At 63.6% G+C, this 26,683-nt stretch carries 25 protein-coding genes and 1 riboswitch; of the genes, 12 read left to right on the top strand and 13 right to left on the bottom strand.

What is annotated here, in order from left to right; translation table 11 throughout:
- Window positions 1-61: 61 nt before the first annotated feature.
- The 4 genes from G8E03_RS01110 to gcvT all read right to left on the bottom strand — a co-directional run bounded on the left by G8E03_RS01110 (window position 62) and on the right by gcvT (window position 5,033).
- Window positions 62-535, bottom strand: a complete 474-nt coding sequence (locus tag G8E03_RS01110) for a Dps family protein (protein ID WP_166187664.1) — start codon at window positions 533-535, stop codon at window positions 62-64.
- 142 nt (window positions 536-677) lie between these two features.
- On the bottom strand, window positions 678-3,518 hold the full coding sequence (gcvP, locus tag G8E03_RS01105) for an aminomethyl-transferring glycine dehydrogenase (RefSeq protein ID WP_205793170.1): 2,841 nt from the start codon (window positions 3,516-3,518) through the stop codon (window positions 678-680).
- 58 nt (window positions 3,519-3,576) lie between these two features.
- Window positions 3,577-3,942 (bottom strand): glycine cleavage system protein GcvH, encoded by a 366-nt coding sequence (gene gcvH, locus G8E03_RS01100; RefSeq protein ID WP_166187659.1) that lies wholly within the window; start codon window positions 3,940-3,942, stop codon window positions 3,577-3,579.
- A gap of 5 nt (window positions 3,943-3,947) precedes the next feature.
- Window positions 3,948-5,033, bottom strand: a complete 1,086-nt coding sequence (gene gcvT, locus G8E03_RS01095) for a glycine cleavage system aminomethyltransferase GcvT (RefSeq protein WP_166187656.1) — start codon at window positions 5,031-5,033, stop codon at window positions 3,948-3,950.
- Window positions 5,034-5,152: 119 nt separating this feature from the next.
- Window positions 5,153-5,239, bottom strand: a riboswitch (glycine riboswitch).
- A gap of 91 nt (window positions 5,240-5,330) precedes the next feature.
- Between gcvT and G8E03_RS01090 the strand changes: the two genes are divergently transcribed.
- Window positions 5,331-6,545, top strand: a complete 1,215-nt coding sequence (locus tag G8E03_RS01090; RefSeq protein WP_166187654.1) for a class I SAM-dependent RNA methyltransferase — start codon at window positions 5,331-5,333, stop codon at window positions 6,543-6,545.
- A gap of 40 nt (window positions 6,546-6,585) precedes the next feature.
- Here the strand turns inward: G8E03_RS01090 and G8E03_RS01085 are convergent, their stop codons facing one another.
- Window positions 6,586-7,368 carry a mechanosensitive ion channel family protein gene (locus G8E03_RS01085; RefSeq protein WP_166187652.1) on the bottom strand — a complete coding sequence of 261 codons (783 nt, stop codon included), beginning with the start codon at window positions 7,366-7,368 and terminating at the stop codon, window positions 6,586-6,588.
- Between the two features lie 138 nt (window positions 7,369-7,506).
- Between G8E03_RS01085 and recQ the strand changes: the two genes are divergently transcribed.
- Window positions 7,507-9,561 carry a DNA helicase RecQ gene (gene recQ, locus G8E03_RS01080; RefSeq protein WP_166187649.1) on the top strand — a complete coding sequence of 685 codons (2,055 nt, stop codon included), beginning with the start codon at window positions 7,507-7,509 and terminating at the stop codon, window positions 9,559-9,561.
- A 210-nt stretch (window positions 9,562-9,771) separates the two neighbouring features.
- On the opposite strand, the gene rlmN is transcribed toward recQ, so the two are convergent.
- From rlmN to G8E03_RS01065, 3 genes are all read right to left on the bottom strand, one after another.
- Entirely contained in the window at window positions 9,772-10,941 is a 1,170-nt protein-coding gene (gene rlmN, locus G8E03_RS01075) for a dual-specificity RNA methyltransferase RlmN (protein WP_166187647.1), read from the bottom strand.
- 133 nt (window positions 10,942-11,074) lie between these two features.
- Complete coding sequence (locus tag G8E03_RS01070) at window positions 11,075-12,316, bottom strand: DVUA0089 family protein (RefSeq protein WP_166187645.1); 1,242 nt, start codon at window positions 12,314-12,316, stop codon at window positions 11,075-11,077.
- 57 nt (window positions 12,317-12,373) lie between these two features.
- The gene (locus G8E03_RS01065; protein ID WP_166187643.1) at window positions 12,374-12,910 is read right to left on the bottom strand and encodes an invasion associated locus B family protein; all 537 of its coding nucleotides are present in this window, start codon (window positions 12,908-12,910) and stop codon (window positions 12,374-12,376) included.
- A 200-nt stretch (window positions 12,911-13,110) separates the two neighbouring features.
- Between G8E03_RS01065 and G8E03_RS01060 the strand changes: the two genes are divergently transcribed.
- From G8E03_RS01060 to G8E03_RS01025, 8 genes are all read left to right on the top strand, one after another.
- A complete protein-coding gene (locus G8E03_RS01060) occupies window positions 13,111-13,728 on the top strand; it encodes a sigma-70 family RNA polymerase sigma factor (protein WP_166187641.1) in 618 nt (205 codons plus the stop codon).
- The gene (locus G8E03_RS01055) at window positions 13,721-14,746 is read left to right on the top strand and encodes an asparaginase (protein WP_166187638.1); all 1,026 of its coding nucleotides are present in this window, start codon (window positions 13,721-13,723) and stop codon (window positions 14,744-14,746) included. Before G8E03_RS01060 ends, G8E03_RS01055 begins: the two co-directional genes overlap by 8 nt.
- Before the next feature lie 93 nt (window positions 14,747-14,839).
- Window positions 14,840-16,036 (top strand): ABC transporter substrate-binding protein, encoded by a 1,197-nt coding sequence (locus tag G8E03_RS01050; RefSeq protein ID WP_166187635.1) that lies wholly within the window; start codon window positions 14,840-14,842, stop codon window positions 16,034-16,036.
- A 73-nt stretch (window positions 16,037-16,109) separates the two neighbouring features.
- Window positions 16,110-16,886, top strand: a complete 777-nt coding sequence (locus G8E03_RS01045) for an ABC transporter ATP-binding protein (protein WP_166187633.1) — start codon at window positions 16,110-16,112, stop codon at window positions 16,884-16,886.
- Window positions 16,887-16,998: 112 nt separating this feature from the next.
- On the top strand, window positions 16,999-17,703 hold the full coding sequence (locus tag G8E03_RS01040; protein WP_166187631.1) for an ABC transporter ATP-binding protein: 705 nt from the start codon (window positions 16,999-17,001) through the stop codon (window positions 17,701-17,703).
- A 2-nt stretch (window positions 17,704-17,705) separates the two neighbouring features.
- Window positions 17,706-18,092, top strand: coding sequence for a hypothetical protein (locus G8E03_RS01035; protein ID WP_166187628.1), 387 nt, complete (start codon window positions 17,706-17,708; stop codon window positions 18,090-18,092).
- Window positions 18,093-18,152: 60 nt separating this feature from the next.
- Window positions 18,153-19,160 (top strand): branched-chain amino acid ABC transporter permease, encoded by a 1,008-nt coding sequence (locus G8E03_RS01030; RefSeq protein WP_166193741.1) that lies wholly within the window; start codon window positions 18,153-18,155, stop codon window positions 19,158-19,160.
- Window positions 19,157-20,467 carry a branched-chain amino acid ABC transporter permease gene (locus G8E03_RS01025; protein ID WP_166187626.1) on the top strand — a complete coding sequence of 437 codons (1,311 nt, stop codon included), beginning with the start codon at window positions 19,157-19,159 and terminating at the stop codon, window positions 20,465-20,467. Before G8E03_RS01030 ends, G8E03_RS01025 begins: the two co-directional genes overlap by 4 nt.
- A gap of 12 nt (window positions 20,468-20,479) precedes the next feature.
- Here G8E03_RS01025 and G8E03_RS01020 read toward each other — a convergent pair whose 3' ends face one another.
- The 3 genes from G8E03_RS01020 to G8E03_RS01010 all read right to left on the bottom strand — a co-directional run bounded on the left by G8E03_RS01020 (window position 20,480) and on the right by G8E03_RS01010 (window position 23,001).
- Window positions 20,480-21,205: an enoyl-CoA hydratase/isomerase family protein gene (locus G8E03_RS01020; RefSeq protein WP_166187624.1), complete on the bottom strand. Its 726-nt coding sequence runs from the start codon at window positions 21,203-21,205 to the stop codon at window positions 20,480-20,482.
- On the bottom strand, window positions 21,202-21,990 hold the full coding sequence (locus G8E03_RS01015; protein ID WP_166187622.1) for an exodeoxyribonuclease III: 789 nt from the start codon (window positions 21,988-21,990) through the stop codon (window positions 21,202-21,204). Before G8E03_RS01015 ends, G8E03_RS01020 begins: the two co-directional genes overlap by 4 nt.
- Window positions 21,991-22,314: 324 nt before the next feature.
- A complete protein-coding gene (locus tag G8E03_RS01010; protein WP_166187620.1) occupies window positions 22,315-23,001 on the bottom strand; it encodes a response regulator transcription factor in 687 nt (228 codons plus the stop codon).
- 165 nt (window positions 23,002-23,166) lie between these two features.
- On the opposite strand from G8E03_RS01010, the gene ribA reads away from it, so the two are divergent.
- Entirely contained in the window at window positions 23,167-24,240 is a 1,074-nt protein-coding gene (gene ribA, locus G8E03_RS01005; RefSeq protein ID WP_166187618.1) for a GTP cyclohydrolase II, read from the top strand.
- Window positions 24,237-24,749 (top strand): L,D-transpeptidase family protein, encoded by a 513-nt coding sequence (locus G8E03_RS01000; protein WP_166187616.1) that lies wholly within the window; start codon window positions 24,237-24,239, stop codon window positions 24,747-24,749. The genes ribA and G8E03_RS01000 overlap by 4 nt, the downstream gene beginning before the upstream one ends.
- Here G8E03_RS01000 and G8E03_RS00995 read toward each other — a convergent pair.
- Together G8E03_RS00995 and G8E03_RS00990 are read right to left on the bottom strand one after the other, a co-directional pair.
- Window positions 24,740-25,393, bottom strand: coding sequence for a YggS family pyridoxal phosphate-dependent enzyme (locus tag G8E03_RS00995; RefSeq protein ID WP_166187613.1), 654 nt, complete (start codon window positions 25,391-25,393; stop codon window positions 24,740-24,742). The two genes, G8E03_RS01000 and G8E03_RS00995, sit on opposite strands and share 10 nt — an antisense overlap.
- Window positions 25,394-25,510: 117 nt before the next feature.
- On the bottom strand, window positions 25,511-26,461 hold the full coding sequence (locus G8E03_RS00990; protein ID WP_166187611.1) for a porin: 951 nt from the start codon (window positions 26,459-26,461) through the stop codon (window positions 25,511-25,513).
- Window positions 26,462-26,683: the final 222 nt, after the last annotated feature.

Raw genomic sequence — 26,683 nt, 5'->3', positions numbered from 1 at the left:
CCGAGCGTCAGCAGGGTTCTTTATAATGGTAGCGCCAACTAATTAGCGGCGTCACCAAGTATCAGCCTTCCAGATGGGCGCGCAGCATCCAGGCGAACTTCTCATGAACCTGGGCGCGGGCAATGGCCAAATCCTCGGTCAGCGGGTCGCGCTGTTCAGCGGCTTCGTTGGCAAGGCTGCGCAGTGTAGCCGCGATGGTTTCCTCGGCCTCTTTCATGTCCGCGACCATATCCTTGGCGGAGATGACTTGTGTCGCCTCCTTGATCCGGGTGCGCTCCAGGAAGGACTTGTAGCTGCCCTCGACCGGTTCACCCAATGCGCGGACGCGTTCGGCCAGTTCGTCCTGACCGGCGAAGTGATCCTCGTAGATCTCCTGAAACATCGCATGAAGGGAGCCGAAAGACATGCCCTTCACGTTCCAATGAAAAAACTGGGATTTCATCGTTGCGACGGATGTATCGGCCAACGCCTGATGCAAGCCCTCGATGATCGCTGTCTTTTCGTTCTTCTTAAGCTCGTGTGCGGTATCTTCCATGACATCCTCCGATTGCGCTGCGTATAACTTAGAACGATTCTAATGTATGGCGCGGTCGAGCAATTTCAACATTCGCTCGGGGTCATAACGCCGAATTCCGAAGGGAAGTTCCGGGCGGCGCGCGGCCGCCCGGAATTCGCTGTTATTCCGCCGCTTCCATATAGTCCTCCAGCGGCGGGCAGGAGCAGACCAGATTTCGGTCGCCCCAGGCGTTGTCCACGCGGTTTACCGGCGCCCAGTACTTGTCCACGCGGAAGGCACCGGCGGGGAAACATGCGGCCTCACGCGTGTAGGGACGGTCCCAGTCGCCGACCAGATCCTCCATCGTGTGGGGGGCGTTGGTCAGCGGGTTGTTCGCGCGGTCCAGCGTGCCGCCCTCGATGGCCTGCGCCTCGGCCCGGATGCTGAGCATCGCGGCGATGAAGCGGTCCAGCTCGGCCTTCGGCTCACTCTCCGTCGGTTCGATCATCAGGGTGCCCGCGACCGGCCAACTCATCGTGGGGGCGTGAAAGCCGCTGTCGATCAGGCGCTTGGCCACGTCGTCCACCGACACGTCGGCGGTGTCCTTCAACGGGCGGGTGTCGATGATGCATTCATGCGCGACGTACCCCGAAGCGCCGCGATACAGCACGTCGAACGCGCCTTCCAACCGCTTCGCAATGTAGTTCGCGCTGAGGATGGCGACCTTTGTCGCTTGGGTCAGGCCATCGCCGCCCATCATTGCACAGTAGGCCCATGAGATCGGCAGCAGCGAGGGGGAGCCGTAGGTCGCCGCACTGACCGCGCCCGCCGACCCCTCATCCGTGTGGCCGGGCAGGTATGGCGCAAGGTGCGACCGCACGCCGATGGGGCCCATTCCAGGGCCACCGCCGCCATGCGGGATGCAGAATGTCTTGTGCAGGTTCAGGTGGCTGACATCGGCCCCGATTTTTCCCGGACGGCTGAGGCCGACCATCGCGTTCATGTTGGCCCCGTCCAGATAGACCTGACCGCCATGTTCATGCGTGATCTCGCAGACTTCGCGCACCGTATCCTCGAACACCCCGTGGGTGGAGGGATAGGTGATCATGCAGGCGGCGAGCTTGTCTCCCGCTGCCTGCGCCTTGCTGCGAAAATCCTCGACGTCGATATTGCCCAGATCGTTGCACTTCACCACGACGACCTTCATCCCGACCATCTGCGCGGAGGCCGGGTTCGTGCCATGCGCGTTGACCGGGATCAGGCAGACATCGCGATCGTCGCCATTCGCGGCGTGATAGGCGCGGATGGTCAGCAGGCCGGCATATTCGCCCTGCGCGCCGGAGTTCGGCTGCATCGAAATCGCGTCATAGCCGGTGATCCGGCACAGCTTGTCGCTGAGATCGTCGATCAGTTCCTTGTAGCCCTGCCGCTGATCGGCGGGGGCGAAGGGGTGGATGTTGGAGAATTCCGGCCAACTGACCGGCATCATCTCCGCCGTGGCGTTCAGCTTCATGGTGCATGAGCCCAGCGGGATCATAGCGCGGTCCAGCGCCAGATCGCGGTCAGCGAGGCGGCGCATGTAGCGGGTCATCTCCGCCTCGGCCCGGTTGAGGTGGAAGGTTGGGTGGGTCAGGTAGTCCGATGTGCGGATCAGGGCGTCGGGCAGGCGGTACTGCGTCGCCTCACCCCCGTCGCTGCCGCCGAAGACGGCGATCAGGCGGACGATATCCTCGGGCCAAACGGCCTCATCCAGCGTGATGCCGATCTTGGTCTCACCGACGCGCCGCAGGTTGATGCCTGCCTCGACCGCGGCGCGCAGGATCGCCTCACGCGGAGCGCCTACCTCGACCGTCAGGGTGTCGAAGAACGCCGCTGGCTCGACCGAATAGCCTGCCGCTTGCAGGGCATCTGCCACGCGAACCGCCTTCAGATGCACGCGCTGCGCGATGGCCCGCAGGCCCGCAGGCCCGTGGAACACCGCATACATCGAGGCCATGACGGCGAGCAGAGCCTGCGCCGTGCAGACGTTCGAGGTCGCCTTCTCACGCCGGATATGCTGCTCGCGCGTTTGCAGGCTGAGGCGATAGGCCCGGTTGCCCCGTGCATCAATGGAAACACCGACGATCCGCCCGGGCATCGCGCGTTTATAGGCGTCCCGGCAGGCCATGTAGGCCGCATGAGGCCCGCCCGCGCCCAACGGCACGCCGAAGCGTTGCGTGTTGCCGATGGCGATGTCCGCGCCCATCTCTCCCGGTGCCTTGAGCACGCACAAGGCCAGAGGATCTGCGGCCACCACGGCCAGCGCCTTGGCGGAATGCAGCGCCTCGATCACATCGGTGAAGTCATGCACGTGGCCATACGTTCCGGGATATTGGAAGATCGCGCCGAACACCTGATCCGGCTGTAAATCCGTGAAGGGATCGCCCACGATCACGTCCCAGCCCAGCGGGGCGGCGCGCGTGCGGATCACGTCGATGGTCTGCGGATGGCAATGGTGATCGACGAAGAACGCCGTGGCCTTGGATTTACCGGCCCGCTGCGCCAGCGCCATCGCCTCCGCCGCGGCGGTTGCCTCATCCAGCAGCGAGGCGTTGGCGATCTCCAGCCCGGTCAGGTCGGCGATCATGGTCTGGTAGTTCAGCAATGCCTCCAACCGGCCCTGCGAAATCTCGGGTTGATAGGGGGTATAGGCGGTGTACCAGGCTGGGTTCTCGAAGATATTGCGCGCGATGACCGGCGGCGTGACCGTGCCGTGATAGCCCTGACCGATCAGCGAGGTCATAACCTTGTTCTTCTTCGACATCTGCCGCAGGGCGCGCAGGGCCTCCTGCTCCGACAGGGCGGGGCCGAAATCGAGGGCCTCCTTCTGTCGGATACCGGCGGGGACGATCCGGTCGATCAGCGTGTCGAGGCTGTCGGCACCCAGCACGTCGAGCATCTCCTGCATTTCCGCCGGAGAGGGGCCGATATGGCGGCGATTGGCGAAATCATAGGGGGCGTAATCGGTGGGGGAATAGCTCACGGGGATCATCCTGTCTGTGGGCGGAATGGTCCCGGCACCGGGCCGGGACCGAATGGGATCAGCCGATGAAGGCCTTGTAGGCCTGTTCGTCCATCAGGTCGTCGAACTCGCTGGGATCGTCGAGGGTCATGCGGAAGAACCAGCCTTCTTCCAGCGGATCCTCGTTCACCAGGCTGGGCGTCTCGACGATCTTTTCGTTCACGGCCGTAACCTCACCGTCGAGCGGGGCCATGATGTCGGACGCGGCCTTGACGCTTTCGATCACGACGATCTCATCGTCCTTGGCCACCTTGATGCCCGGCTCGGGCAATTCGACGAAGACCAGATCGCCCAGTTGGGCCTGCGCGTGTTCGGTGATGCCGACGATGACCTCATCGCCGTCCTGCTTCAGCCATTCATGCTCTTCGGTATATTTGACTGTCATTTAGGTTACCTCTTGTAGGTCTGTTGGACGAAGGGAAGCGTCGCGACGCGGATCGCTACGTATTTGCCGCGCAGATGAGCGTAGAGCACGGTGCCCGGCTGCGCATGCGATGTTTCGACATAGCCCATCGCAATGGGGCCGCCAACGGAGGGGCCGAACGTGCCGGAGGTGACGGTGCCGATGACCGGCCCGTCCTCGACCGCGTGCAGCGTCGTGCCGGCGCGGACGGGGGCGCGCCCCTCGGGCTGCAATCCGACACGCTGGCGGGTGGTGCCCTCGGCCAGCTGGCGCTGGATCACATCCGCACCGGGAAAGCCGCCCTGTTCGCGCCGCCGTTTCTGCATGGCCCAGATCAGGCCGCCCTCGACCGGGGTGGTCGTCTCATCGATATCGTTGCCGTACAGGCACAGCCCGGCCTCGAGCCGCAGGCTGTCGCGCGCGCCCAGTCCGATGGGGGCCACGCCCTCTTGCTCCAGCAAGGCCTCAACCACGGCGATAGCCTCACCCTTAGGCACGGAAATCTCGAAGCCGTCCTCACCGGTATAGCCCGAGCGGGTGACGATGCAGTCCCCGTCGATCAAGGGCATGACGCGGGCATCCATGAACCGCATGTCGCGCACGGCGTCATTGAGCGCGGCTAGCACGTCCTCCGCCTTCGGTCCTTGCAAGGCGATTAGCGCCCGGTCCAGAACCTCGACCGAGGTTGCAGACTGGATGTGCGGAATGTCGTGATCGGCGCGCGCGGCGTTGACGACCACATAAATCCAGTCGCCCATATTGGCGAACATCAGATCGTCCAGAATGCCGCCATCCGCCGCCGTCAGCAGGCCATATCGCTGGCGACCGGGTTTCAGCTCCGCCACGTTGACGGGCATCAGGCGTTCCAGCGCCTCGACCCGGTTCGCGCCGTCCAGCCGCAACTGCGCCATGTGGCTGACATCGAACAGGCCGGCATGTGCGCGGGTGTGCAGATGTTCCTGCATCACGCCCATGGGGAACTGCACGGGCATCTCCCAGCCTGCGAACGGCACCATCTTTCCGCCCAGCGTCCGGTGTAATTGTGCCAGCGGTGTCGTCTTCAAATCGGTCATGCGATAGCCCCGTTGCATCTGGCCGCGCGAGGATCGCACGGTCCGTGATGCCCCCTCTGTCCTGTTGCCTGAGATCGTTATCCCGTCGGCGGGCGTGAATGCCACTCTCCAGAGTATTAGCTATCCCACCGGTCCTGTGACCTGAAAGTTTCCGGGGCGGTTGCTTCTTCGGCAGCGGCGGGGCCGCGTTCTCCCGGTGAGACAGCGTCATGATATTCTGCTGTCGGGACACGGGCAAGTTTTTTTGCAGCACCTTTTTCTGATGCGGTTGCGGGCGCGGCAGTGTATCGCGCGTGCATGGAACAGATCACAATAGACAGGCTCGGCCATCAGGGCGACGGCGTGGCACAGGGCGGGGGCGAGGTTTTCGTTCCCTACACCCTGCCCGGTGAGGTGGTGGAACTGACGGCGGAGGGCGAATTGCACGCGGTGTTGCAGCCGTCGGAGCAGCGGATCACCCCGGTTTGCAAGCATTTCGGCACCTGCGGCGGTTGCGCGGTTCAACATGCCTCGGACGCCTTCGTGGCGGAGTGGAAGGTGAACGTGGTGCGCCGCGCCCTGTCCGCGCGGGGCATCGACATGAAGGTCGGCGGGATCGCCACCTCTCCCCCCCGGTCGCGCCGGCGTGCCGTCTTTGGCGGGCGGCGCACGCGCAAGGGGATCACCGTCGGATTTCACCAGCGGGCCAGCAACACTCTGATCGCGATCGAGGAATGCGCGGTCATCGACCCGAAGATTTTCGCCGCCATCCCCGTATTGGAGGAGCTGACCGCCATCGGCGCATCCCGCACGGCGGCGATCCGTCTGTCGGTGACGCTGTCCGCCGCAGGGCTGGACGTGCTGGTCGAGGAGGCGCGCGAGCTGGAGCCGACGATGCTGCCGCAACTGGCGGAGATCGCAGGCCGCCACGACCTCGCCCGCCTGACCTGGAACGATGAGGTGATCGTCAATGCCAGCCCCCCCGTGCAGCGCATGGGCAAGGCCCGCATCGTGCCGTCCCCCGGCGCGTTTTTGCAAGCGACGCCACACGGGCAGGCCGCTCTGGTCGCGACGGTAAAGCAGGCGGTCGGCAATGCGTCCCGCGTGATTGACCTGTTCGCCGGATGCGGCACATTCGCCCTGCCACTGGCGGAGCAGGCGGAGGTTCTGGCAGTGGAAAACGATGGCCCGATGCTGGCCGCGCTGGATCTGGCATGGCGGCGCACCGATGGTGCCTTGCACCGGATCACCACAGACCGCCGCGACCTGTTCCGCCGCCCGCTCCTGGCCAGTGAGATGAAGGGCTACGACGCCGTGGTCATAGACCCGCCACGCGTTGGCGCCGCGGCACAGGTGCAGGAACTGACGTTGAGCGCGGTGCCCGTCATCGCCTTCGTCTCATGCAATCCCGTGACCTTCGCCCGCGATGCGGAGGTTCTGATCAAGGCGGGATACCGGATGGGGCCGGTGCGCGTGATCGACCAGTTCCGCTGGTCGCCGCATGTCGAGCTGGCCGTCACCTTCACGCGCTGATCTGCCTCGCCCCGGCGAACCGGGGCGGGCCGCCTGCACCTCAAGCCTTGACGATGGTCCGTGTGGGGAAGGGGATGTCGATCCCGGCCGCGTCGAACGCTTCCTTGACCGCTTGCAACAGGGCGCATTTCACGTCGAGGTAATCCGCCCGCGCCACCCAGACCCGCACCGTCAGATCGACGGAACTGTCACCCAGGGCCGTGACCTTCACGAAGATCGGCTTGTCATCGTGAATGCGCAACTCTTCGGCCAAGGTGTCGCGGATCACCTGCTCCGCTTCCTTTAGGTTCACGCCGTAGCCGACCCCGAACACCAGATCGACGCGCCGTTCGTCATGGGCGCTGTAGTTCTGGATCGGCCCGGACCAGATATCGCTGTTGGGTACGAAAACCTGCACGTTATCGGGTGTGGTCAGCTCGCATGTGAACAGCCCGATCTCCTTGACCGTGCCGCCTTGCCCCCCGGCGGAGACGTAATCGCCGATCTTGAACGGTCGGAACGCCAGCAGCATCAGGCCCGAGGCCAGGTTGGACAGCGTGCCCTGCAAGGCCAGCCCGATTGCCAGACCAGCCGCACCGATGACGGCGATCAGCGATGCCGTCTGGATGCCGAACCGTGCCAGAATGAAGATCAGCGCGAATGTCAGAACCGTATAGTTCGCGACCGTGCCAAGGAAGTTGAACAATGTCTCATCGAAGCGGTCATGCCGCCTGCCGATATTGCGCACCTGCCGCTTGACGAAGCCGGCGAGGAAGACCGCCACCACCGCGATGATGCACGCCACCAGCACATCGAAGATCAGATCGAGCCACCACCATTCCATTGCGCATACTCCTGTCGCTGCATGTCGCGGCCCGCCTTAGCCCCTATCGGCCCGAATGCAAAGTCCGACATGCCGGATCGCAATCCGAAGCGCCTTCGTATCTGGAAGCCTCGGGCAAAGGCAGGTAGACCCGGCGCCATGCAGGATATGACCCCCCTTCTTTCATCCGTCTTCGGTTTCGACGCCTACCGTCCGGGGCAGGAGGAGATCGTCACCGCCGTCGCGGCGGGTGAGGATGTTCTGGCCATCATGCCCACGGGCGGTGGCAAATCGCTGTGCTATCAGCTGCCCTCGCTGGCGCGCGATGGCGTGACGGTCGTGATTTCTCCACTGATTGCACTGATGCGCGATCAGGTGCGCGCGCTGCACGCGGCGGGCGTCGTGGCGGGTGCGCTGACCTCGGCGAATACCGAGGAGGAGAACGAGGAGATCTTCGCGGCCATCGACGCGGGCACGCTGCGTCTGCTCTACATCGCGCCGGAACGTCTGGCCGCAGGCGGCACCGAACGGCTGCTGCGCCGCGCCGGGGTCAACATGATCGCTGTGGATGAGGCGCATTGCGTCAGCCAGTGGGGCCATGATTTCCGCCCCGACTATCTGCGGATCGGTGAATTGCGCCGCGCGCTGGGCGTGCAGACCACGGCCTTCACCGCCACCGCCGATGCCGAAACCCGTGCCGAGATCGTCGAGCGGCTGTTCGACGGGACGCAACCGCGCACCTTTCTGCAAGGGTTCGACCGCCCCAACCTGACCCTCGCCTTTCAGGCCAAGAACCAGCCCCGGCGGCAGCTTCTGGACTTCGCCGTCGCACGCAACGGCCGCTCGGGCATCATCTATGCGGCCTCTCGCAACAAGACCGAAGTGCTGGCCCAGGCCCTGCGAGAGGCGGGTGTGAGTGCGATCAGCTATCACGCCGGCATGGACCCTGACGACAGACGCCAAGCGGAGGCCCGGTTCCAGACCGAGGACGGCCTCGTCGTCGTCGCCACCATCGCCTTTGGCATGGGCGTGGACAAACCGGACATTCGCTACGTTCTGCACGCCGATCTGCCAAAGAGCATCGAGAGCTATTATCAGGAAATCGGCCGCGCGGGCCGCGATGGTGATCCGGCGGAAACCCTGACCCTCTACGGCCCCGATGACATCCGCCTGCGCCGCGCCCAGATCGAGGAGGGGTTGGCGAATGTGGAGCGGAAACAGGCCGATCACGCCCGCCTCAATACTCTGCTGGCCTTGGCCGAGGCGCCCGTCTGCCGCCGCCAGACCCTGCTGGCCTATTTCGGCGAAACCCTGCCGCAGCCCTGCGGCAACTGCGATCTGTGCATCGACAAGCCCGAGACGTTCGACGCGACCGACGCGGCACGCAAGGCACTCTCGACCGTGTTCCGCGCTGACGAATGGTTCGGCGCAGGCCATCTGATCGACATCCTGCTGGGGGAGGAGACGGAGAAAGTCCTCGCCCGGGGGCACGACAAGATTTCCACCTTCGCCATCGGGCGCGAATACAGTCGCAAACAATGGCAGACCCTGTTTCGCCAGTTGATGGCGCTGGATCTGGTGCGCCCCGACCCGGCCCGCCACAACGCGCTGCGCCTGACCGAGGCCGCGCGCCCCGTCCTGAAGGGGGAGCAGAGCCTGACCCTGCGCAAGGACAGCCTGGACCGCCGCGACCGCAAACGTCCGAGGGTCGAGGCGATGGTGCAGCAGGCCGATGAACCCCTGTTGTGGGCGCTGAAATCCAAACGACGCGAATTGGCGGAGGCCGCGAAGGTCCCGGCCTATGTCATCTTTCCAGACCGCACGCTGGTCGCGATGATCGACGCAAAACCGCAAAGCCTGGATGCCTTCGCCGCCTTGCCGGGTGTCGGCGCGAAGAAGCTGGAAAAATTCGGTCGGATTTTTCTGGAGGTCCTGACCGGAGCGCCGGAGCCTGAGGTGCACCCGGCCAAAATGAAAGCCGCCGCGAGCGGCTCCGCCGACCTGCTCGACCAATTGCACATGCTGCAACGCGATCTGGCCTACGGGATCGACGGCACGGCGAAGCGGCTGGATTGCCCGACCACGACCCTCGCCCGGATTGCGGAGGCCAGGCCCGACAGTCGCGAGGCCCTCGCCCGGATCAAGGGAATGGATGAGGCCCGGCTGGAGCGTTTCGGGCCGGACTTCCTGAACGCGATCGCCGAACATGGCTGAGGCCTAGCCTCCGGCGGGGATATTTAACGAAAGTGAAAGCTTTGGTGCGCCACGATGCCATCACGGTACATGCGGGGACGCCGATGATCGTGAAAGTGAAAACCGCTCCGGGCGACCTTGCCTTGCTTTGGCCCCCCGTGCCTCGCCTTGGCATAGCGTTGCGGAGTGGTGGCTTCACTTTCTGAAAATATCCCCGCCGGAGGCGCTTTCTTAAAGCCCGGCTTCCTCGGCGATCTGCTTGCGGGATTTGCGGGCCCGTTCTGTCGCGGATTTCAACTGACCGCAGGCGGCCATGATATCCTCGCCGCGCGGGCGGCGAACCGGGCTGGCATAGCCTGCCGCGTTGACGATATCGCCGAACGCCTCGATCCGCTTACGGGTGGAGCGTTCATAGGGCGCGCCGGGCCATGGGTTGAACGGGATCAGGTTGATCTTGGCAGGGATGCCCTCGATCAACTTGACCAGCCGTCGCGCGTCCTCATCCGTGTCATTGATGTCGCGCAGCATGACATATTCGAAGGTAATCCGTTCGGAATTGCTGAGGCGCGGATAGTCGCGGCACGCTTGCAGTAGCGCCTCAATGTTCCAGCGTTTGTTGATCGGAACCAGCTTGTTGCGCACCTCATCCGTGGTCGCGTGGAACGAGATGGCGAGCATACAGCCCAGTTCGTCGCCTGTGCGCGCGATTTCGGGCACCACACCGGACGTGGACAGCGTGATGCGGCGGCGGCTCAGGGCCACGCCCTCAGGGTCCATCGCGATCTTCATCGCGTCGCGCACGGCGTCGAAGTTGTAGAGCGGTTCGCCCATGCCCATCAGCACGATATTGGACAGCAGACGCTTGTCGTCCGGTCCCTTTTCCCACTCACCCAGATCGTCACGGCACAGCAGGACCTGGCCGATAATCTCACCTGGTGTCAGGTTGCGGACCAGCTTTTGCGTGCCGGTATGGCAGAACGAACAGGTCAGCGTGCACCCGACCTGGCTGGAAATGCACAGCGTGCCGCGGTCCTTTTCAGGAATATAGACCGCCTCGACCTCGTGCCCGCCCTCGATGCGCAGCAGGTATTTGCGGGTGCCGTCGGTGGAGACCTGCTTGGTCACGACCTCGGGCAGGGTGACGCGGAACTGTTCGGCCAGCATGGTGCGGAACGGCTTGGCCAGGTTGGTCATCGCGTCGAAATCGTAGACGCCCTTGTTGTAGATCCAGCTCCACACTTGGCCGACGCGCATCTTCGCCTGTTTTTCCGGCGTGCCGGCACCAATCAGCGCGTCGCGCAATTGCAGACGCGTCATGCCGACCAGATTCGGCAGGCCGGTAATCGGTGCACGCTTGATCGTCATCAGATCCTGCGTGATGGGGGCGGTAGCATCGGTCATGTCTCAACTCCAACAAAGACGCCTCCCGGATGAAGGGGAGGCGTTGATGCTGAATAGCAAATTTATCGCGCCTTGGCCAGACAGCCCTTGTGAACGGACAAGACGTATCCGCTCACCATTTCGACATCGCTGATCAGCGAGCGGAGACGAACCGTTCGATGGCCAGACGGGTCACGCCGGGGGTGCCGTAATACCCGCCGGGCCGTCCAACGGCGAGCATGTAGGTGCCGGGATTCACGCGCGCGGCAATCTGGGCGTCATAGGTCTCGCCGTAATCGTCATTCTGGTCGAGACGGCGCCCAAGATCGTCGAACAGCGTCAACATCGGGTCGTTTCCGGCGGTGGCGATACCCTCGATCAGGACGAGGCCCGGTTCGGCCACGTCGAAGCTGACCCAGACCATATCGTCCCCGTCACGAATGTCGCGGCGCATCCTGGTTTCGAGTTGGCCCAGCGCCACGACCGGATAGCTGCCATCCAGCGGCGGGCTGGCCTGGGCGTTATTGTAGAGGCCCTGCATGTATTGCTCTTCGCTGAAGGCACTGACGGTCACGGTTACAGGCACGTTCGCATCACCGAGGGAATCGAGCGCGATGCAATAGGAGCCCGCGGCCAGTCCGTCGATGAAATCAACGCGGGAATTCAGACCGTCGAAATCGTCATTCTCCGCCAGCAACAGCCCGGATTCGTCATAGAGCGACAGCACCGGGTCGGCTTCGGGGTTTTCGGCGGTGATGCTGAGGCTCTGCATTCCGTCGAGCGTGAACCGGTAGAACGGTTCTGCGTTGATGGAGGCCGTGCGCGCGACACCGTCCTCAAGGGCGGAATCGAGGGCACCGTCGGGGTAGAACGGCGATGCCTCCGTCTCGGCCGAGCAGGCCGCACCGTATCCGCCGGTATCCTCACCCACCGTCAGGGCCTCCTGCTCCAACCGGGAGACGCGCAGCTCGGCCATCATGTCCGCCCCGTCATAGCTGGACGTCACGAGGCAGTAGGTGCCCGGATCGACGGAGATCTCACCGCGTGAGGCGAGGAACCCGCCCCCGTCATCATCCGACATGATGACCGTCCCCGTCGCGTCGAGCAGGTCGATCACCGTATCGCCGGCATCGGTCGGCTGCGCCTCGAGCCGGACCATCATCGGGGAACTGACTGTGAACAGGGTGGTCAACTGCCCCCCGGCCGGAATGTTCCCGGTCAGCCCGAGATAGTCGGCCGCCGAGGCGATATCGGATGCATCCTGCGTTCCGCCCACCCACTGCGCGCCCGCGCCAGCGCCGGCACATAGCGACGACGTATCCTCCTGTGCCAGCACGGGAAGCGCGGAGGCCCCCAGCACCAGACAGCTCGTGGCGGTAAGTCTCTTCAGATCCATGGTCGTCTCCCTACATGTTCCAGTCCAGTAACGGGTCGTTCCGGCCTTATGTCCGTATCAGGACGCACATCGTGTCGATGCGTCGCTCAATGCGGCGGTAAATCCGATGAGGGAAACTGTATCAGTTGTTGTCGTGCCGCGCGCGGATGTTCCGACCAAGCGCGCGTCTGCTCCGGCCCGCATGGCCGCGACGATGCGCTGGTCATCCGCAGGCGAGGAGGGCCACGCCCATTCGCCGCGCGTGTAGAATTCGTATTGCTGCCCGCCAACGGTGACCGTGACGGAGGAGCCGTCGCGGAAGGGGTAACCGCCGGTAAAGCTGACCTCGTTCGCGACGTTCTGACCGGGCCTGTTGGTGACCATCAGCCTGATTTCGCCCCGATTGACCTGCACTGTCGAACCGTTGCGTGTCGCGCGGCTGCTGGTGGGGGCGGATGCGATCCAGCATTCCTTCGTGCTGCCGCTGCTTTCAAACACGCTCCACCGGTCATGCGAATCGACGCGAGTGGTTTGCTCCTGTGCCGCGACGCCTGTCGCCGCCGCGACGCCGAGCGTCGCCAGAACCGTGACCGTCGCGATGAAACTGGCTTTCATATCCTGCTCCTTCGTTGCTGCGCGCTGCCGTCTCGTACCTGGACGACTTGGTGCGCAATACGCCTCATACCATGGACCTTGCCAACGCCTGGTCCCACTCCGATAATAGTAGCGACAAGGGGCCGGGATGCGCCACCCCGCAAGCGGATTTTTCACCTTACGTGTGAGGGTTCGTGCGATGCAGTGAGGACTCCGCGCCAGTGTCAGATTCCGACCCGGCCCAGTTTACCCGCCCCGCCGATCCAGATGGCGCAGCGCGGGCTGACGATTCGGACCTGCTGTGCCGGATCGCCAACCGGGATCGCGGCGCGTTTGCCGAACTGTTCGAACGCTATGCCGGGCGGGTCAAATCCTTTCTTCTGCGCTATGCCCTGCCAGACGATCAGGCGGAGGAGATCGCGCAGGAGGTCATGGTGCAGGTCTGGCGCAAGGCGGCAAGCTATGATCCCGCACGGGCGGCGCCCTCGACCTGGATATTCGCGATCGCGCGCAACAAGCGGATCGACACGGTGCGCCATGGCGCGCGCCGGCAGGCCGATCCGCTGGACCCCGGTTTGCAACCCGAACCAGAACCGGATGGGCGTGAGGTCCTGTCGCGCAGTGATCGCACCCGGATCGTGCGTGAGGCGATGCACGATCTGACGGAACCGCAGCGGGCGGTGCTCTACGCTACGTTCTTCGAAGGGTTGAGCCAGAGCGAGATCGCCGCCCGCGACGGGTTGCCGCTGGGCACCGTGAAATCCAGAATACGTCTGGCCTTCGCCAATATGCGCGAACGGTTGGGTGAAAGCACCATAGGAGAGCTGCGCGATGACTGACCGTTCCACGGATGCCGCCGAACTGGTCGAGGTCTGGCGGGGCGACATCCTCGAATCGACGCATCGCGGACATGCCGTGATCTGTCGTGCGGATGGGGAGATCGTGGCCGAGTGGGGTGCTCCCGATGCGATCATCTATCCACGCTCGTCTTGCAAGATGCTTCAGGCGCTGCCCCTCGTCGAAAGCGGGGCGGCCGATGCCGCCGGTCTGGGGGTCGAGGAACTGGCCCTGTCCTGCGCCTCGCATCAGGGCGCGCTGCTGCACACGGAGCGGGTTGCGGACTGGCTGGCCGGTCTGGGACTGGGGGAGGGGGATCTGCGTTGCGGCACGCAATTCCCCCGCGACAAGGCCGAGGCGGAGCGGGTGCGCCGGACGGGCGAGGGCGCATGTCAGCTTCACAACAATTGTTCGGGCAAGCATGCGGGCTTCCTGACCCTCAACCGACATCTGGGCGGCGGCGCTGAATATCATGAGATCGACCATCCCGTGCAGCGCGCGGTCAAGGATGCCTATGAGGAGATGACCGGCGAAACCTCACCCGGATACGGTATCGACGGTTGCTCCGCCCCGAACCATGCCAGCACGCTGCACGGGTTCGCCCGCGCAATGGCGCGCATGGCTGATCCATCCGGCCTGGGTGCCGTCCGCCGCGATGCCGCGACCCGTTTGGTCGCCGCGATGCGCCGGTTTCCGCTGCTCGTCGCGGGGGAGGGGCGCGCCTGTTCCGAGATGATGGCGGCCATGCCCAATGCCACCGCGATCAAGACCGGGGCGGAAGCTGTCTTCGCCGCCATCCTGCCCGAACGCAAGCTGGGCGTCGCGCTCAAGATAGAGGACGGCACCACCCGCGCCGCCGAATGTGCCATCGCCGCTCTGCTGGCACGTCTGGGCGTCGCGGACGCGGAACATCCGCTGATCGCCTCCCGGCTCAATCCGACGCAACGCAACTGGAACGGCATCGCCACCGGCTTCGTTCGGCCCGCACCGGGTCTGTGGGCGGGCGGCGCAGCCCTGTAAGGGGTATGAGGAGCGGTTCTTTGCCCCTTGTCATCGGGGGCGAACATGCTTTTGATGCGTGCAGTTCAACAGAAATCAACGGGAGATCACATCATGAAGACGTTCCTGATCGGCACGGCTATCGCGGCGTTGGCATCGTCGGGCGCGCTGGCCGAGAGCCATGCTGACTCCGCGAATATCGGCATTGTCCTGGGCTTCACCGGTCCCATCGAATCGCTGACGCCGGACATGGCCTCCTCCGCCCAACTGGCGATCGCGGAGGCAAACGCCTCGGGGCTGTTCCTGGATGGCACGACCCTCGCCGCCATTCGGGCCGATTCCACCTGCATCGACGCCGGTGCCGCCACTGCGGCGGCGGAACGTCTGGTCACGAGCGACAATGTCATCGGGATCGTCGGCGCGGATTGTTCGGGCGTGACCACCGCGATTGCCAGCAACGTGGCCGTCCCGAACGGTGTCGTGCTGATCAGCCCGTCTGCGACCTCACCCGCGCTGTCCTCGATCGAGGATAACGACCTCTTCTTCCGCACCGCGCCCTCGGATGCCCGTCAGGGTCAGATTCTGGCCGATATCGTGACCGAGCGTGGGATCGATTCCGTCGCAATCACCTATACCAACAACGATTACGGCTTGGGCCTGGCCGATGCGTTCCAGGCCGCATTCGAAGCGGCTGGCGGCACGGTTGAGATTGTCGCCGCGCATGAGGACGGCAAGGGCGACTATTCTGCCGAAGTCGGTGCTCTGGCCGCTGTCGGCGCCGATGCGCTGGCCGTTTTGGGCTATGTCGATCAGGGCGGTCGCGGGATCATCCAATCCTCCGTCGATACTGGAGCGTTCGACACATTCATCCTTGGCGACGGCATGATCGGGGAAAGCCTGACCGAGGCGTTCGGCCCGGATATCGAGGGCACGTTCGGCACCGCGCCGGGATCGGACAGTGAGGGCTTCGCGGTCTTCGAGACGATGGCACGGGAGGACAACATCACCGGGGACGGCCCCTACCGGGGTGAAAGCTATGATGCCGCATCGCTGATCATCCTCGCCGCACAGGCGGCAGGGTCGCTCGATCGCGGTGATATTCAGGCGAATATCCTCAACGTCGCCAATGCGCCGGGTGAGCCGATCGGACCGGGTGAATTGGCCAAGGCACTGGAGATCCTCGCAAATGGGGGTGAGATCGATTTCGTCGGTGCGACCGGTGTCGAACTGATCGGACCGGGTGAGGCGGCAGGCTCCTACCGCGAACTCGAAGTCATCGATGGCGCGTTCCAGACTTTGGGCGTGCGCTGATACCGTCCTGAGTTCCCTGTGAAAATGGCCCGGAGGAAACTCCGGGCCTCTTTGTTGAAATCGGAGTGCGCACATGATCCGGGTCGAAGACCTCCACATGCATTTCGGTGGTATCCGTGCCGTGGACGGAGCCAGTATCGAGATCGAAGAAGGCTCCATCACCGGGCTGATCGGGCCGAATGGCGCGGGAAAAACCACTCTTTTCAATGTGGTGGCGGGCCACTACACGCCGACCTCGGGCCGGGTGTTCCTGGATGGTGAGGATATCACGGGGCTGCCCCCGCATGAGCTGTTTCACCGTGGGCTGTTGCGCACGTTCCAGATTGCCCATGAATTCTCGACGCTAACGGTGCGCGATAACCTGATGATGGTCCCCCCCGCGCAAAAGGGGGAGAGGCTGCTGGACGCGTGGTTCCGCCCCGGTGAGGTTCGTGCGCAGGAACGTGCGATCCGCGAAAAAGCGGAAGATGTCATTGATTTCCTTGAGATCAGCCACGTCGCGGATGAACTGGCAGGAAACCTGTCTGGCGGTCAGAAAAAGCTGCTGGAACTGGGGCGCACCATGATGGTGGACGCCAAGATCGTCTTTCTGGATGAGGTCGGCGCAGGCGTCAATCGCACGCTCCTCCATACGATTGGTGATGCGATTCAACGGCTTAACCGGGAACGCGGCTATACGTTCTGCATGATTGAGCACGACATGGATTTTATCTCTCGCCTGTGCGATCCGGTGATCGTAATGGCGGAGGGGCGCGTGCTGGCCAAGGGCGACGTCGCCTCGGTCAAGGCCGATGAGAGAGTGATCGAGGCCTATCTGGGCACCGGTCTGAAAAACAAGGTAATCGCGTGAATATCGTTCCGATCGCCCGCCGAAAGGCACAGAATGCGCTGACTGCGCCGTGCCTGCCCTGGGGGCGCGCTGCGGCGAGCGGAATATGGTTCTACAGCGAAGGGGACAGGCCATGAGTTTCCTGTCGGCACGCGACATGACGGGCGGCTACGGCGCGACGGACATTCTGCATTCGTGTGAGATCAACGTTGATCGCGGGCAGATCGCGGTCATCGTCGGGCCGAACGGCGCGGGCAAATCCACGGCGATGAAGGCCGTGTTCGGGATGCTGCCGCTGCGTGAGGGGACGGTGACGCTGGATGGGCAGGACATCACCAGACTCAGCCCGCAAGAACGGGTGGCGATGGGCATGGGCTTCGTGCCGCAGACCGCGAATGTCTTCACCTCGATGAGCGTGCAGGAGAACCTCGAAATGGGGGCCTATCTGCGCCATGACGATTTTACCGGCACGATGGAGCAGGTGTTCGACCTGTTCCCGATCCTGCGCGAGAAACGCCGCCAACCGGCGGGAGAGCTGTCGGGCGGGCAGCGCCAGCAGGTCGCGGTGGGCCGCGCGCTGATGACGGAGCCGAAACTTCTGATGCTCGATGAGCCGACGGCCGGCGTCAGTCCCATCGTGATGGACGAATTGTTCGACCGCATCATCGAGGTCGCGCGCACCGGCATCGCCATCCTGATGGTCGAACAGAATGCACGACAGGCGCTGAACATCGCGGACAAGGGGTATGTGCTGGTGCAGGGGCGCAATGCGTGGACCGATACCGGTGAGGCCCTGTTGGCCAATCCCGAGGTTCGCCGCACCTTTCTGGGGGGCTGAGGGTGAGCAGGGAAAATCTCAGCTTTGCGATCTTCCTCACCGTGTTTTGTGCAGGAATTGGTGGAATCGTGTGGTGGAATGTTCAGCGCATAAGCCAGAACACGCGCCTGCCGGCCGAGGCGGCGCCCCGCATGTCCTGCCGGTTCACGCAGTGGTGTGTGGCGCAGGATTGCACGGTTCAACCGCTTGTCGATTTCGTTCTGATCACGCGCAGCAGGTTCGACCGCGCCTATCTGCGGATGAACCAGCGGGGCGGCGGCCTGAGCGTCTTCGTCGGCGGCAATGCCTATTTCGCCAGACACGATGCCGACGCGGATACGCCCGATCTGGCCCCGGCGAATTCCCGCGGACGCGGCATATGCGACTGGATCGTCGAGGAAACCGCATGACCCGCCGCGATCACATCCCAACGACATGCTGCGCCCACCGGCAACGGAGCCTTTGACATGATAGACATCCTCAACGGTATCGTGCTGTTCGCGAATTTCGTGATCATCCCCGGTCTGGCCTATGGCGCGCAATTGGCGCTGGGGGCGCTGGGGGTGACGCTGATCTACGCGGTGCTGCGGTTTTCGAACTTCGCACATGGCGATCTGATGGCGTTCGGCACGGCGGCCACGGTCCTGTTCACGTGGTGGTTGCAGTCGATGGGCGTCAGCCTCGGCGTGTTGCCCACGGCTCTGCTGGCGCTGCCTGTGGGGATTGTCGCGGCGGTGGCGATTTCGCTGCTGATGGACAGGGCGGTCTATAGCTTCTACCGCGAAAAACGCTCCGCCCCGGTGATCTTCGTCATCGTGTCGGTTGGGGTGATGTTCGTGCTGAACGGATTGACGCGCCTGCTGATCGGTCCGGACGATCAGAGGTTCGCGGACGGTGCACGGTTCGTGATCCGGGCGCGCGATTTCGAGGCGTGGAGCGGTCTGGACGAGGGGTTGGCTCTGCGGTCCACGCAGGTTCTGACCCTGGTGGTTGCGGTGATCGTGGTGATCGCGCTGTTCCTGTTTTTGAACCGGTCGCGCACGGGCAAGGCGATGCGGGCCTATTCCGACAATGAGGATCTGGCGCTGCTGTCCGGGATCGACCCCAAGAAGGTTGTGTTCTGGACATGGGTGATCGCCGCCAGTTTGGCGACGATCGCAGGCACGCTCTATGGTCTGGACAAGTCGTTCAAGCCGTTCACCTATTTCCAGCTGTTGCTGCCGATGTTCGCTGCGGCCATCGTGGGTGGTATCGGCAATCCCGTGGGGGCCATCGCCGGGGGTTTCATCATCGCCTTTTCCGAGGTGACGGTGACATATGCCTACAAGCGGGTGCTCGATTATCTGATCCCGTGGTGGGAGCCTGAGGGCCTGATCCAGTTGCTGAGCACGGATTACAAGTTCGCCGTCAGCTTCGTCATTCTGGTCGTGGTGCTGCTGATCAGACCGACCGGACTGTTCAAGGGGAAAGTGATATGAGCCAGCCCGTGCGTATCCTGTCACTCTATGCGTTGATGTTCGCGGCCTTGCTGGCGCTGGGCTTCGTGCAAAGCTGGCCACTGGCGCTGTCGGTGCTGAACATGTGCCTGATCTCCGGCATCATGGCGTTGGGCGTGAACATGCAGTGGGGCTATGGCGGTCTGTTCAACGTCGGCATCATGGGCTTCGCGGCGCTGGGCGGCGTGGCGGCGGTGCTGGTCAGTGAGCCTGTGCGGGGTGAGGCATGGGCCGTGGGCGGCGCCGGGCTGGTGTCCGCCTTGCTGTCGATCGTGGTGACGGTTGCGGCGGTCGGCTGGGTGCGCAAACACCTGCCCAGACGCGGGCGCGGTGTGTTGACGGTGCTGTTGCTGGTGCTGGGGTATTTCGTAACCCGGCAATTCTTCGACCCGGCGGTGGACGCCATCGAGGCGCAGGATCCCACGGTGTACGGAAATATCGGTGGTGTCGGACTACCCATCATCCTCAGCTGGCTGGTCGGTGGATTGTTCGCGGGCGGGGCTGCGTGGCTGATTTCGCGGATCGCGCTGGGGCTGCGCTCCGACTATCTGGCCATCGCGACGCTCGGCATATCCGAGATCGTGCTGGCCGTGCTGAAGAATGAGGATTGGCTGGCGCGGGGCGTCAAGAATGTCGCGGGCCTGGACAGCCCGGTTCCCAGCGCGATCGATTTGCAGGCCTCGGACTGGTTCGTCGCATTCGCGGCGGATCTGGGGATGATGCCCATAGATGCATCCATCGTGTTCGTCCGCGGCTCCTACACCATCCTGTTCGTCATCGTGCTGGCGATCCTGATGTGGTTGAGCGAACGGGCGCTGAAGTCACCGTGGGGCCGAATGATGCGTGCAATCCGCGACAACCGCGACGCGGCGGAGGCGATGGGCAAGGACGTGGTGGCGCGGCACCGGCAGATCTTCGTCCTAGGCTCCGCCGTGGTGGGGATCGCCGGGGCGATGCTGGTGACGATGGACGGGCTGTTCTCGCCAGGTACGTATAATCCGCTGCGCTTTACCTTCCTGATCTGGGTGATGGTGATCGTCGGCGGGTCCGGCAACAACTGGGGGGCGGTGCTGGGCGGGTTCCTGATCTGGTTCACCTGGACACAGGCGGAGGCATGGGGACCGCAGGCGATGGAGTTCATCACCTCGGGCATGGCGGGGGACAGCGCGCTGCGCGCGCATCTGATGGACAACGCGCCCCATATGCGATTGCTCATCATGGGGCTGGTTCTGCTGGTGACGCTGCGCTTCTTCCCCAAGGGACTAATCCCCGAACAGATCAGACGATAGCGGCGCGACCCGTCAGGCGCGCCTGAACACAGGTTTGCGTTTTTCGCGGCGGGCGCTCAGCGCCTCCGCATGATCGGCACTGGAAAAGCAGTCCGTGACCCGGGCATCGGAGGCGTCGGCCTGAACCAGCGCGCGTTTCATCCCCTCCACCGCGAGGGGGGCAAGACCGGCGATCCGGGTGGCGAGCCTCAATGCCTCATCGCTCAACATGGCGGGATCGTACAGGGCGCTGACCAGTTCGGTATCGCGGCACTGCGTATCGGACAGACGCTCCGCCGTCAGGAACAGGCGGCTGGCGATGGTTGGTCCCAGTGCCGCGCGGGCGCGCGCCAGCGCCGGGCCGGGATAGTGCACGCCGATGGCGGCGGCCGGAACCTGCGCGACCATGCCGTTCACTCCCAGCCGCAGATCGCAGGCCAGCGCCAGATCCAGCCCGGCCCCGAAGACACCGCCGTTCAACGCCCCTATGACAGGAACGCGCAGAGCGGCGATCCGGTCGGACAGGTCGGCCAAGGGCAGGTCAGGCCGCAGGCCCTGTTCCAGCTCCGCCAGATCGGCCCCGGCGCAAAAGACCGTGCCGGTTCCGGTCAGGATCGCGACACGCAGGGTTGTATCGTCCTCGACCTCGTTCAACAGCGTGGTCAGCGTGGCCATATCCTTGATCTGCAGGGCGTTGCGCCGTTCGGGCGCGTCCAGCACGATGCGGGCGACGGTGCCGTCGCGGTGCAGCCGGATCATGGGGCGAACCCCGCGATGATCGGCGCGTGATCCGAAGGTTTCTCCCACCCGCGCACATCGCGCAGGATGCGGGTGGAGCCTGCCACATGGCCTGCATCGGCGGTGGCCCAGACGTGATCCAGACGGCGGCCCTTGTCCGCGTTCGACCAGTCCTTGGACCGGTAGGACCACCACGAATAAAGCGGCCCCTCCGGTATGTCGGCGCGCGTGGTGTCGATCCAGCCACCATCGGTGCGGGCCTTTTCCAGCGCCTCGACCTCGACCGGGGTGTGGGACACGACCTTGAGCAACTGTTTGTGCGACCAGACGTCATCGGCGCGCGGGGCAATGTTCAGATCACCGACCAGCACGGATTTCGCGGGCGAGGTGCCAGCGCCCCACTTGGCCATATTGGCCAGGAATTCCAGTTTGTGCGCGAATTTCGGATTGGTCGCGGGGTCAGGCTCATCCCCCCCGGCGGGAACGTAGAAGTTATGGACCGTCAGGCCGTTGGGCAGGGTCGCCGCGCAATGGCGGGCGTGACCGGTATCGCAGAACGCCATGGTTCCAGCATCCACCAGCGGCAAGCGCGAGAGGATGGCAACGCCGTTATAGCCCTTGTTCCCCTCGGCCACGATGTGTCCGTAGCCCGCATCCGCAAAGATCTGCAGCGGGATCTTGTCCACCGGGCTCTTGGTTTCCTGCAGACACAACACGTCGGGCGCCTGTTCGGCCAGCAGGCGCAGAACGATATCGGCGCGCAGGCGGACGGAGTTGATGTTCCAGGTGCAGATCGTGGTGGTCATTGGACGCTCCATTCGGAATTGGTGCGCAGTGTCCGCGATGGGCGGCATGGCCTCAAGGCGAAAGTCCACCGCCACGGCCCGAAATAGATCTGAAGAGTAGGAACAGTCCTCAAAGAGAAAGCGCCCGATCCGTTTTTCGCGGATCAGGCGGCAATCCCTTATTCAGCCACTTTGGAGGGGGGGATAAAGTGGCCGGGTACGACCGTCATAAGTGGGGGGGACGGTCGATACTCTATAATACGTCTTTCGGAATGCGTATTTCAACTCGCAGAGCCACCTGAAACAGATTTGAATCACATTTTGCACGAAAATTCGTACATCTCGTTAAGACACCAGGCGGTAACCACCGGATTCGGTAACCAGCAGGGTTGCGTTGCTGGGGTCGGATTCAATTTTCTGGCGAAGGCGGTAGATATGCGTCTCAAGCGTGTGAGTCGTTACAGCCGCATTGTAGCCCCAGACTTCGTGCAGCAGGACATCGCGTGCGACCACGCCGTCATTCGCGCGGTACAGGAACTTGAGGATATTGGTTTCCTTCTCCGTCAGGCGAATTTTCTTTTCATCCTCGGTGATCAGCACCTTCTCGGAAGGCTTGAACGTGTACTGCCCGACCGAGAAGACGGCATCCTCGCTTTGCTCATGCTGGCGCAGTTGCGCCCGGATCCGGGCCAGAAGCACCGGAAACTTGAACGGCTTGGTGATGTAATCATTGGCCCCCGAATCAAGGCCAAGGATCGTGTCCGCATCGGTAATGTGGCCGGTCAGCATGAGAATGGGGCATTTCACGCCCTGCTTGCGCATCAGGCGACACACTTCGCGCCCGTCCATGTCAGGCAGACCGACGTCCAGGATCACGAGGTCGTAAAGGCTCTGCTTCGACTTCTCCAACCCGTCGCCACCGGTCTCGGCCTCGAACACGTCGAACTCCTCGGTCAGGACCAACTGGTCGGCCAGAACCTCACGCAGATCCAGATCGTCGTCGACCATCAGGATTTTCTTCAGATTGCCCATCGTCCCACTCCCTTGTCTGTCGCTACACAAATGCGTCAGCAATGGCCGTGTAACAAGGTTCGTGGCAAACACTCACACAGCCGTGTGCCGCGATGGCGATTTGTTTCACATCCTGTCGTTGAGAGCCTATATATTGTGTGAAACCACGCGAGCGAGGCTGACGACATGACATTGCGCCCCACGGATCAGGAACGCATCGCAAGGGCGAGGAACGACCTGCGCCTGGGCATTCCGGTCTGCGTGGGTGGCAGCGTCGTCGCGGCGGTGGAGAATCTGACGCGTGAGCGGTTCGAAGCGCTGCTGGCGCTGGGGCCGGAGCGTGCGCGTCTGGTCCTGACCGCGCGACGGGCATCAACCTTGAATGCGCGGGCCTATGATGGCGATCTGGCGCGGATCGAGCTGCCGTCTGACGTGACGCTGGCGTGGCTGCGCGCCAGTGCCGACCCTGCCAGCGACCTGGATCACCCGATGAAGGGACCGTATGTCAGCGATCGGACGGGATCTGCGGATGTGCACCGCACGGCTGTCACATTGTGCAAGCAGGCATTCCTGCTACCCGCCGCGCTGGTGATCGAGGGTGCCGGGGATGCGGCGTTCGCGGCGGCGCACGGTTTTGTCACCGCACCACTGGTGGACCCGGATCCGGATGTCGTCATCCTCGATGAGACCTCCGCCGCGCGGGTGCCGTTGGCGGTGTCCTCCGCCGGGCGGGTGCACGTATTCCGTCCGCGCGACGGGGCGGAGGAACACTATGCCATCGAGATCGGACAGCCGGACCGCGCAGTGCCGGTGCTGTCACGACTGCATTCCGCCTGCTTTACCGGCGATGTCATCGGCTCACTGAAATGCGATTGCGGGCCACAGCTTCGCGCAGCACTCGCCCAGATGGGGGCGGAGGGGCAGGGCGTGTTGCTCTATCTCAATCAGGAGGGACGCGGCATCGGGCTGGCCAACAAGATGCGCGCCTATGCGTTGCAGGATCAGGGATTCGATACGGTCGAGGCGAACCACAGGCTGGGATTCGAGGATGACGAGCGGGATTTCCGAATCGGGGCGCAGATTCTCAAGTTGCTCGGCTTTTCCGCCGTGCGCCTGCTGACCAATAACCCCGGCAAGGTCGCGATGATGCAGGCAACCGGCGTTCATGTTGCGGAGCGTGTGCCCCTGCGCGTGGGTGAGACGCCGCAGAACGCGGCCTATCTGGCGACCAAGGCGGCGAAGAGCGGCCATCTGCTGTGAAACCAAGCCGCCGTGATTTGGTGGTGCGGGGCCGATCTGCCCGCTTCGGAGGTCGCAAATTCGTTTGCGCGATCGGGCGCGGCGGCATCGTCGCGGACAAGGTTGAGGGCGACGGGGGCACGCCGGTCGGGCGCTTCGCCCTGACCGGGGGCCTGTGGCGGGCCGACCGCGTGGTCCGTCCTGCCAGCGTTTTGCCGCTGGCCCCTGCTGCGCGTCACGATATCTGGTCCGACGACCCGCGTGACCCGGCCTACAACCGGTTCCGCAAGGATGCGCTGCCCCGGTTCGGGCATGAGCGTTTGCGGCGGCGGGACAGGCTTTACGATATCGTGCTGTTCACCGACCAGAACAGTGCGCCGGTGGTGCCGGGGGCGGGGTCCGCGATCTTCGTCCATGTCTGGCGAGGGCCGCGCCGCGACACCGAAGGCTGCGTCGCCTTCGCGGAGGTGGACCTGCGCTGGATTCTGGCACGCTGGCGACCCGAAAGCCGCCTGATCGTTCAGCCGTAATCACGCTCACCGAAAATGGCGGAGCCGACGCGCACATGTGTGGCGCCGAACGCGATGGCCTGCTCGAAATCCGCGCTCATCCCCATGCTGAGGCCTTCGACCCCGTTGCGTGCGGCAAGCTTGGCGAGCAGGGCAAAATGCAGGCTGGGGGTTTCCTCGACCGGGGGGATGCACATCAGACCGGCGACGGTCAGGTCCATTGCCCGCACGGTTTCGACGAAAGCGTCGGTTTCGGCGGGCAGGATGCCGGCCTTCTGCGGCTCCTCGCCGGTATTGACCTGAATGAACAGGTCGGGGCAGCGGCCAAGCTGCTGTGCCATGTCGGCGATGCGTCGGGCGAGTTTTTCGCGGTCCACCGTATGAATGGCGTCGAACAGCTCCATTGCCGGGCGGACCTTGTTCGATTGCAGCGGACCGATGAGGTGGACCTGTGCGTCGGGGAAGTCCGTGCGGAAGTCGGGCCATTTGCCCTGCGCCTCCTGCACCTTGTTCTCACCGTATAGGGTGTGCCCCTGTTCCAGCACGGCGCGAACGCGGTCGTTCGGCTGTACCTTCGACACTGCGATGAGCGAGACGGAGGCCGGATCGCGCTGCGCGTTCTGGCAAGCGTCCTCGATTCGGGTGCGGATCTCGCTGAGTGACATATGCGCCTCCATCCTTCGCTGGGTTGTGAACCTGTGCAGCGTTATGGGGAGGGTTCGCACAAAAGAAAAGAGCGGACCAATGGCCCGCTCTTCCCAAACAGTTTCTGATCGGAAGGATCAGAATGCCATGCTGATACCAGCGCCGAAGCGGGTGTCTTCGGTGGTTACACCAGCCGAATCTTCGAGCTCTTCGTAACCAGCAGCTGCGGTGAAGGTCGCACCACCGCCGAGGGAGTAGTTGTAGAACAGGCCGTATGCGGTCTGATCGTTGGTGCCGACGGCATCGTCTTCTTCAGACACGACGTAGTTCGCTCCGAGGGTGCCACCACCGAAATCAACAGTCACGGAGCCCTGGATATTCTGAGCATCGAAGCCGTCAATTTCGCCGTCCTGATACGCGATCACGAGACCTGCCTGGCCCAGGTCGAAGCCTGCGGAAATACCAGCGATTTCGTCATCGTCTTGCGTAATATAGCCGAGGCCCAGGTCAACCGTACCGAAGGTGAAGCTGGCACCGATGCCATAGACTTCATCATCAGTCGTCGCAGCTACGCCGGTGTCGTTTCCGTTCTCGTAGGACAGGGACAGCGTGGTGCCACCGAATGCGATGTCGTAGCGGCCGGTTTGCCCTTCGCTATCGCCCGCGCCGGTGAATTCATCGTACTCGCTCTCGTAGAACGCTGCTTCGTCGACGATGCCGCCCGTTGCGATTTCGATCATCGCACTCTCGTAAGCGCTGTCGGTGTCGCCGACAGTGATCGTACCGAAGGAGCCGGAGATGAAGACCGAGGCGTCTTCTTCATTGGGTGCTTCGTCCCAGTCGATGTTGGCGCCGAAGGAGATGCCACCGTCGGTCATGCCGACCAGGGCCCAACGCAGGTCAACGTCGTTGTGAAGCTCCAGCTCACCATCGGTATTGGCGCCGCCGGAGTCGTTGTCGGTCGAAGTGATACCGATCTCGCCCATGCCGGACAGGGTGATGGAAGTGGAAGAGTGTGCTTCGGCGAACGCGGCGCCCGCGAAGCCAAATGCTACAAGTGCCGTGGAGGCGAAGAGCACGTTTTTCATGGGAAGTCCCTCATGGTTTGAATGTTCCCGACACTCACACCCCTGTGAGCCGGATGAGGAGAACCTCACCAAAACCCCCCGACTCGTCAAAACCTTTCGAGCGAACAATTCGCTAATGGATCTTTCTGATGCGCCGATGCCACAGTCCGCCAATCGGCACATTGCCCCGGATCGGCCCGCGCATCGACCCGTGCATCGGTGTCTGAGGCCCCAAAAGCCTTG

The sequence above is a fragment of the Pontivivens nitratireducens genome (assembly GCF_011290545.1).
Classification (GTDB): domain Bacteria; phylum Pseudomonadota; class Alphaproteobacteria; order Rhodobacterales; family Rhodobacteraceae; genus Pontivivens; species Pontivivens nitratireducens.
This window is presented reverse-complemented; position numbering and strand designations above follow the sequence as displayed.

Coding starts and splice junctions, on each gene's coding strand:
- G8E03_RS01110 (WP_166187664.1), bottom strand. CDS start 535: ATGGAAGATACCGCACACGAGCTTAAGAAGAACGAAAAGACAGCGATC.
- gcvH (WP_166187659.1), bottom strand. CDS start 3,942: ATGACAGTCAAATATACCGAAGAGCATGAATGGCTGAAGCAGGACGGC.
- gcvT (WP_166187656.1), bottom strand. CDS start 5,033: ATGACCGATTTGAAGACGACACCGCTGGCACAATTACACCGGACGCTG.
- G8E03_RS01090 (WP_166187654.1), top strand. CDS start 5,331: ATGGAACAGATCACAATAGACAGGCTCGGCCATCAGGGCGACGGCGTG.
- G8E03_RS01085 (WP_166187652.1), bottom strand. CDS start 7,368: ATGGAATGGTGGTGGCTCGATCTGATCTTCGATGTGCTGGTGGCGTGC.
- recQ (WP_166187649.1), top strand. CDS start 7,507: ATGCAGGATATGACCCCCCTTCTTTCATCCGTCTTCGGTTTCGACGCC.
- rlmN (WP_166187647.1), bottom strand. CDS start 10,941: ATGACCGATGCTACCGCCCCCATCACGCAGGATCTGATGACGATCAAG.
- G8E03_RS01070 (WP_166187645.1), bottom strand. CDS start 12,316: ATGGATCTGAAGAGACTTACCGCCACGAGCTGTCTGGTGCTGGGGGCC.
- G8E03_RS01065 (WP_166187643.1), bottom strand. CDS start 12,910: ATGAAAGCCAGTTTCATCGCGACGGTCACGGTTCTGGCGACGCTCGGC.
- G8E03_RS01055 (WP_166187638.1), top strand. CDS start 13,721: ATGACTGACCGTTCCACGGATGCCGCCGAACTGGTCGAGGTCTGGCGG.
- G8E03_RS01050 (WP_166187635.1), top strand. CDS start 14,840: ATGAAGACGTTCCTGATCGGCACGGCTATCGCGGCGTTGGCATCGTCG.
- G8E03_RS01045 (WP_166187633.1), top strand. CDS start 16,110: ATGATCCGGGTCGAAGACCTCCACATGCATTTCGGTGGTATCCGTGCC.
- G8E03_RS01040 (WP_166187631.1), top strand. CDS start 16,999: ATGAGTTTCCTGTCGGCACGCGACATGACGGGCGGCTACGGCGCGACG.
- G8E03_RS01025 (WP_166187626.1), top strand. CDS start 19,157: ATGAGCCAGCCCGTGCGTATCCTGTCACTCTATGCGTTGATGTTCGCG.
- G8E03_RS01020 (WP_166187624.1), bottom strand. CDS start 21,205: ATGATCCGGCTGCACCGCGACGGCACCGTCGCCCGCATCGTGCTGGAC.
- G8E03_RS01015 (WP_166187622.1), bottom strand. CDS start 21,990: ATGACCACCACGATCTGCACCTGGAACATCAACTCCGTCCGCCTGCGC.
- G8E03_RS01010 (WP_166187620.1), bottom strand. CDS start 23,001: ATGGGCAATCTGAAGAAAATCCTGATGGTCGACGACGATCTGGATCTG.
- ribA (WP_166187618.1), top strand. CDS start 23,167: ATGACATTGCGCCCCACGGATCAGGAACGCATCGCAAGGGCGAGGAAC.
- G8E03_RS00995 (WP_166187613.1), bottom strand. CDS start 25,393: ATGTCACTCAGCGAGATCCGCACCCGAATCGAGGACGCTTGCCAGAAC.
- G8E03_RS00990 (WP_166187611.1), bottom strand. CDS start 26,461: ATGAAAAACGTGCTCTTCGCCTCCACGGCACTTGTAGCATTTGGCTTC.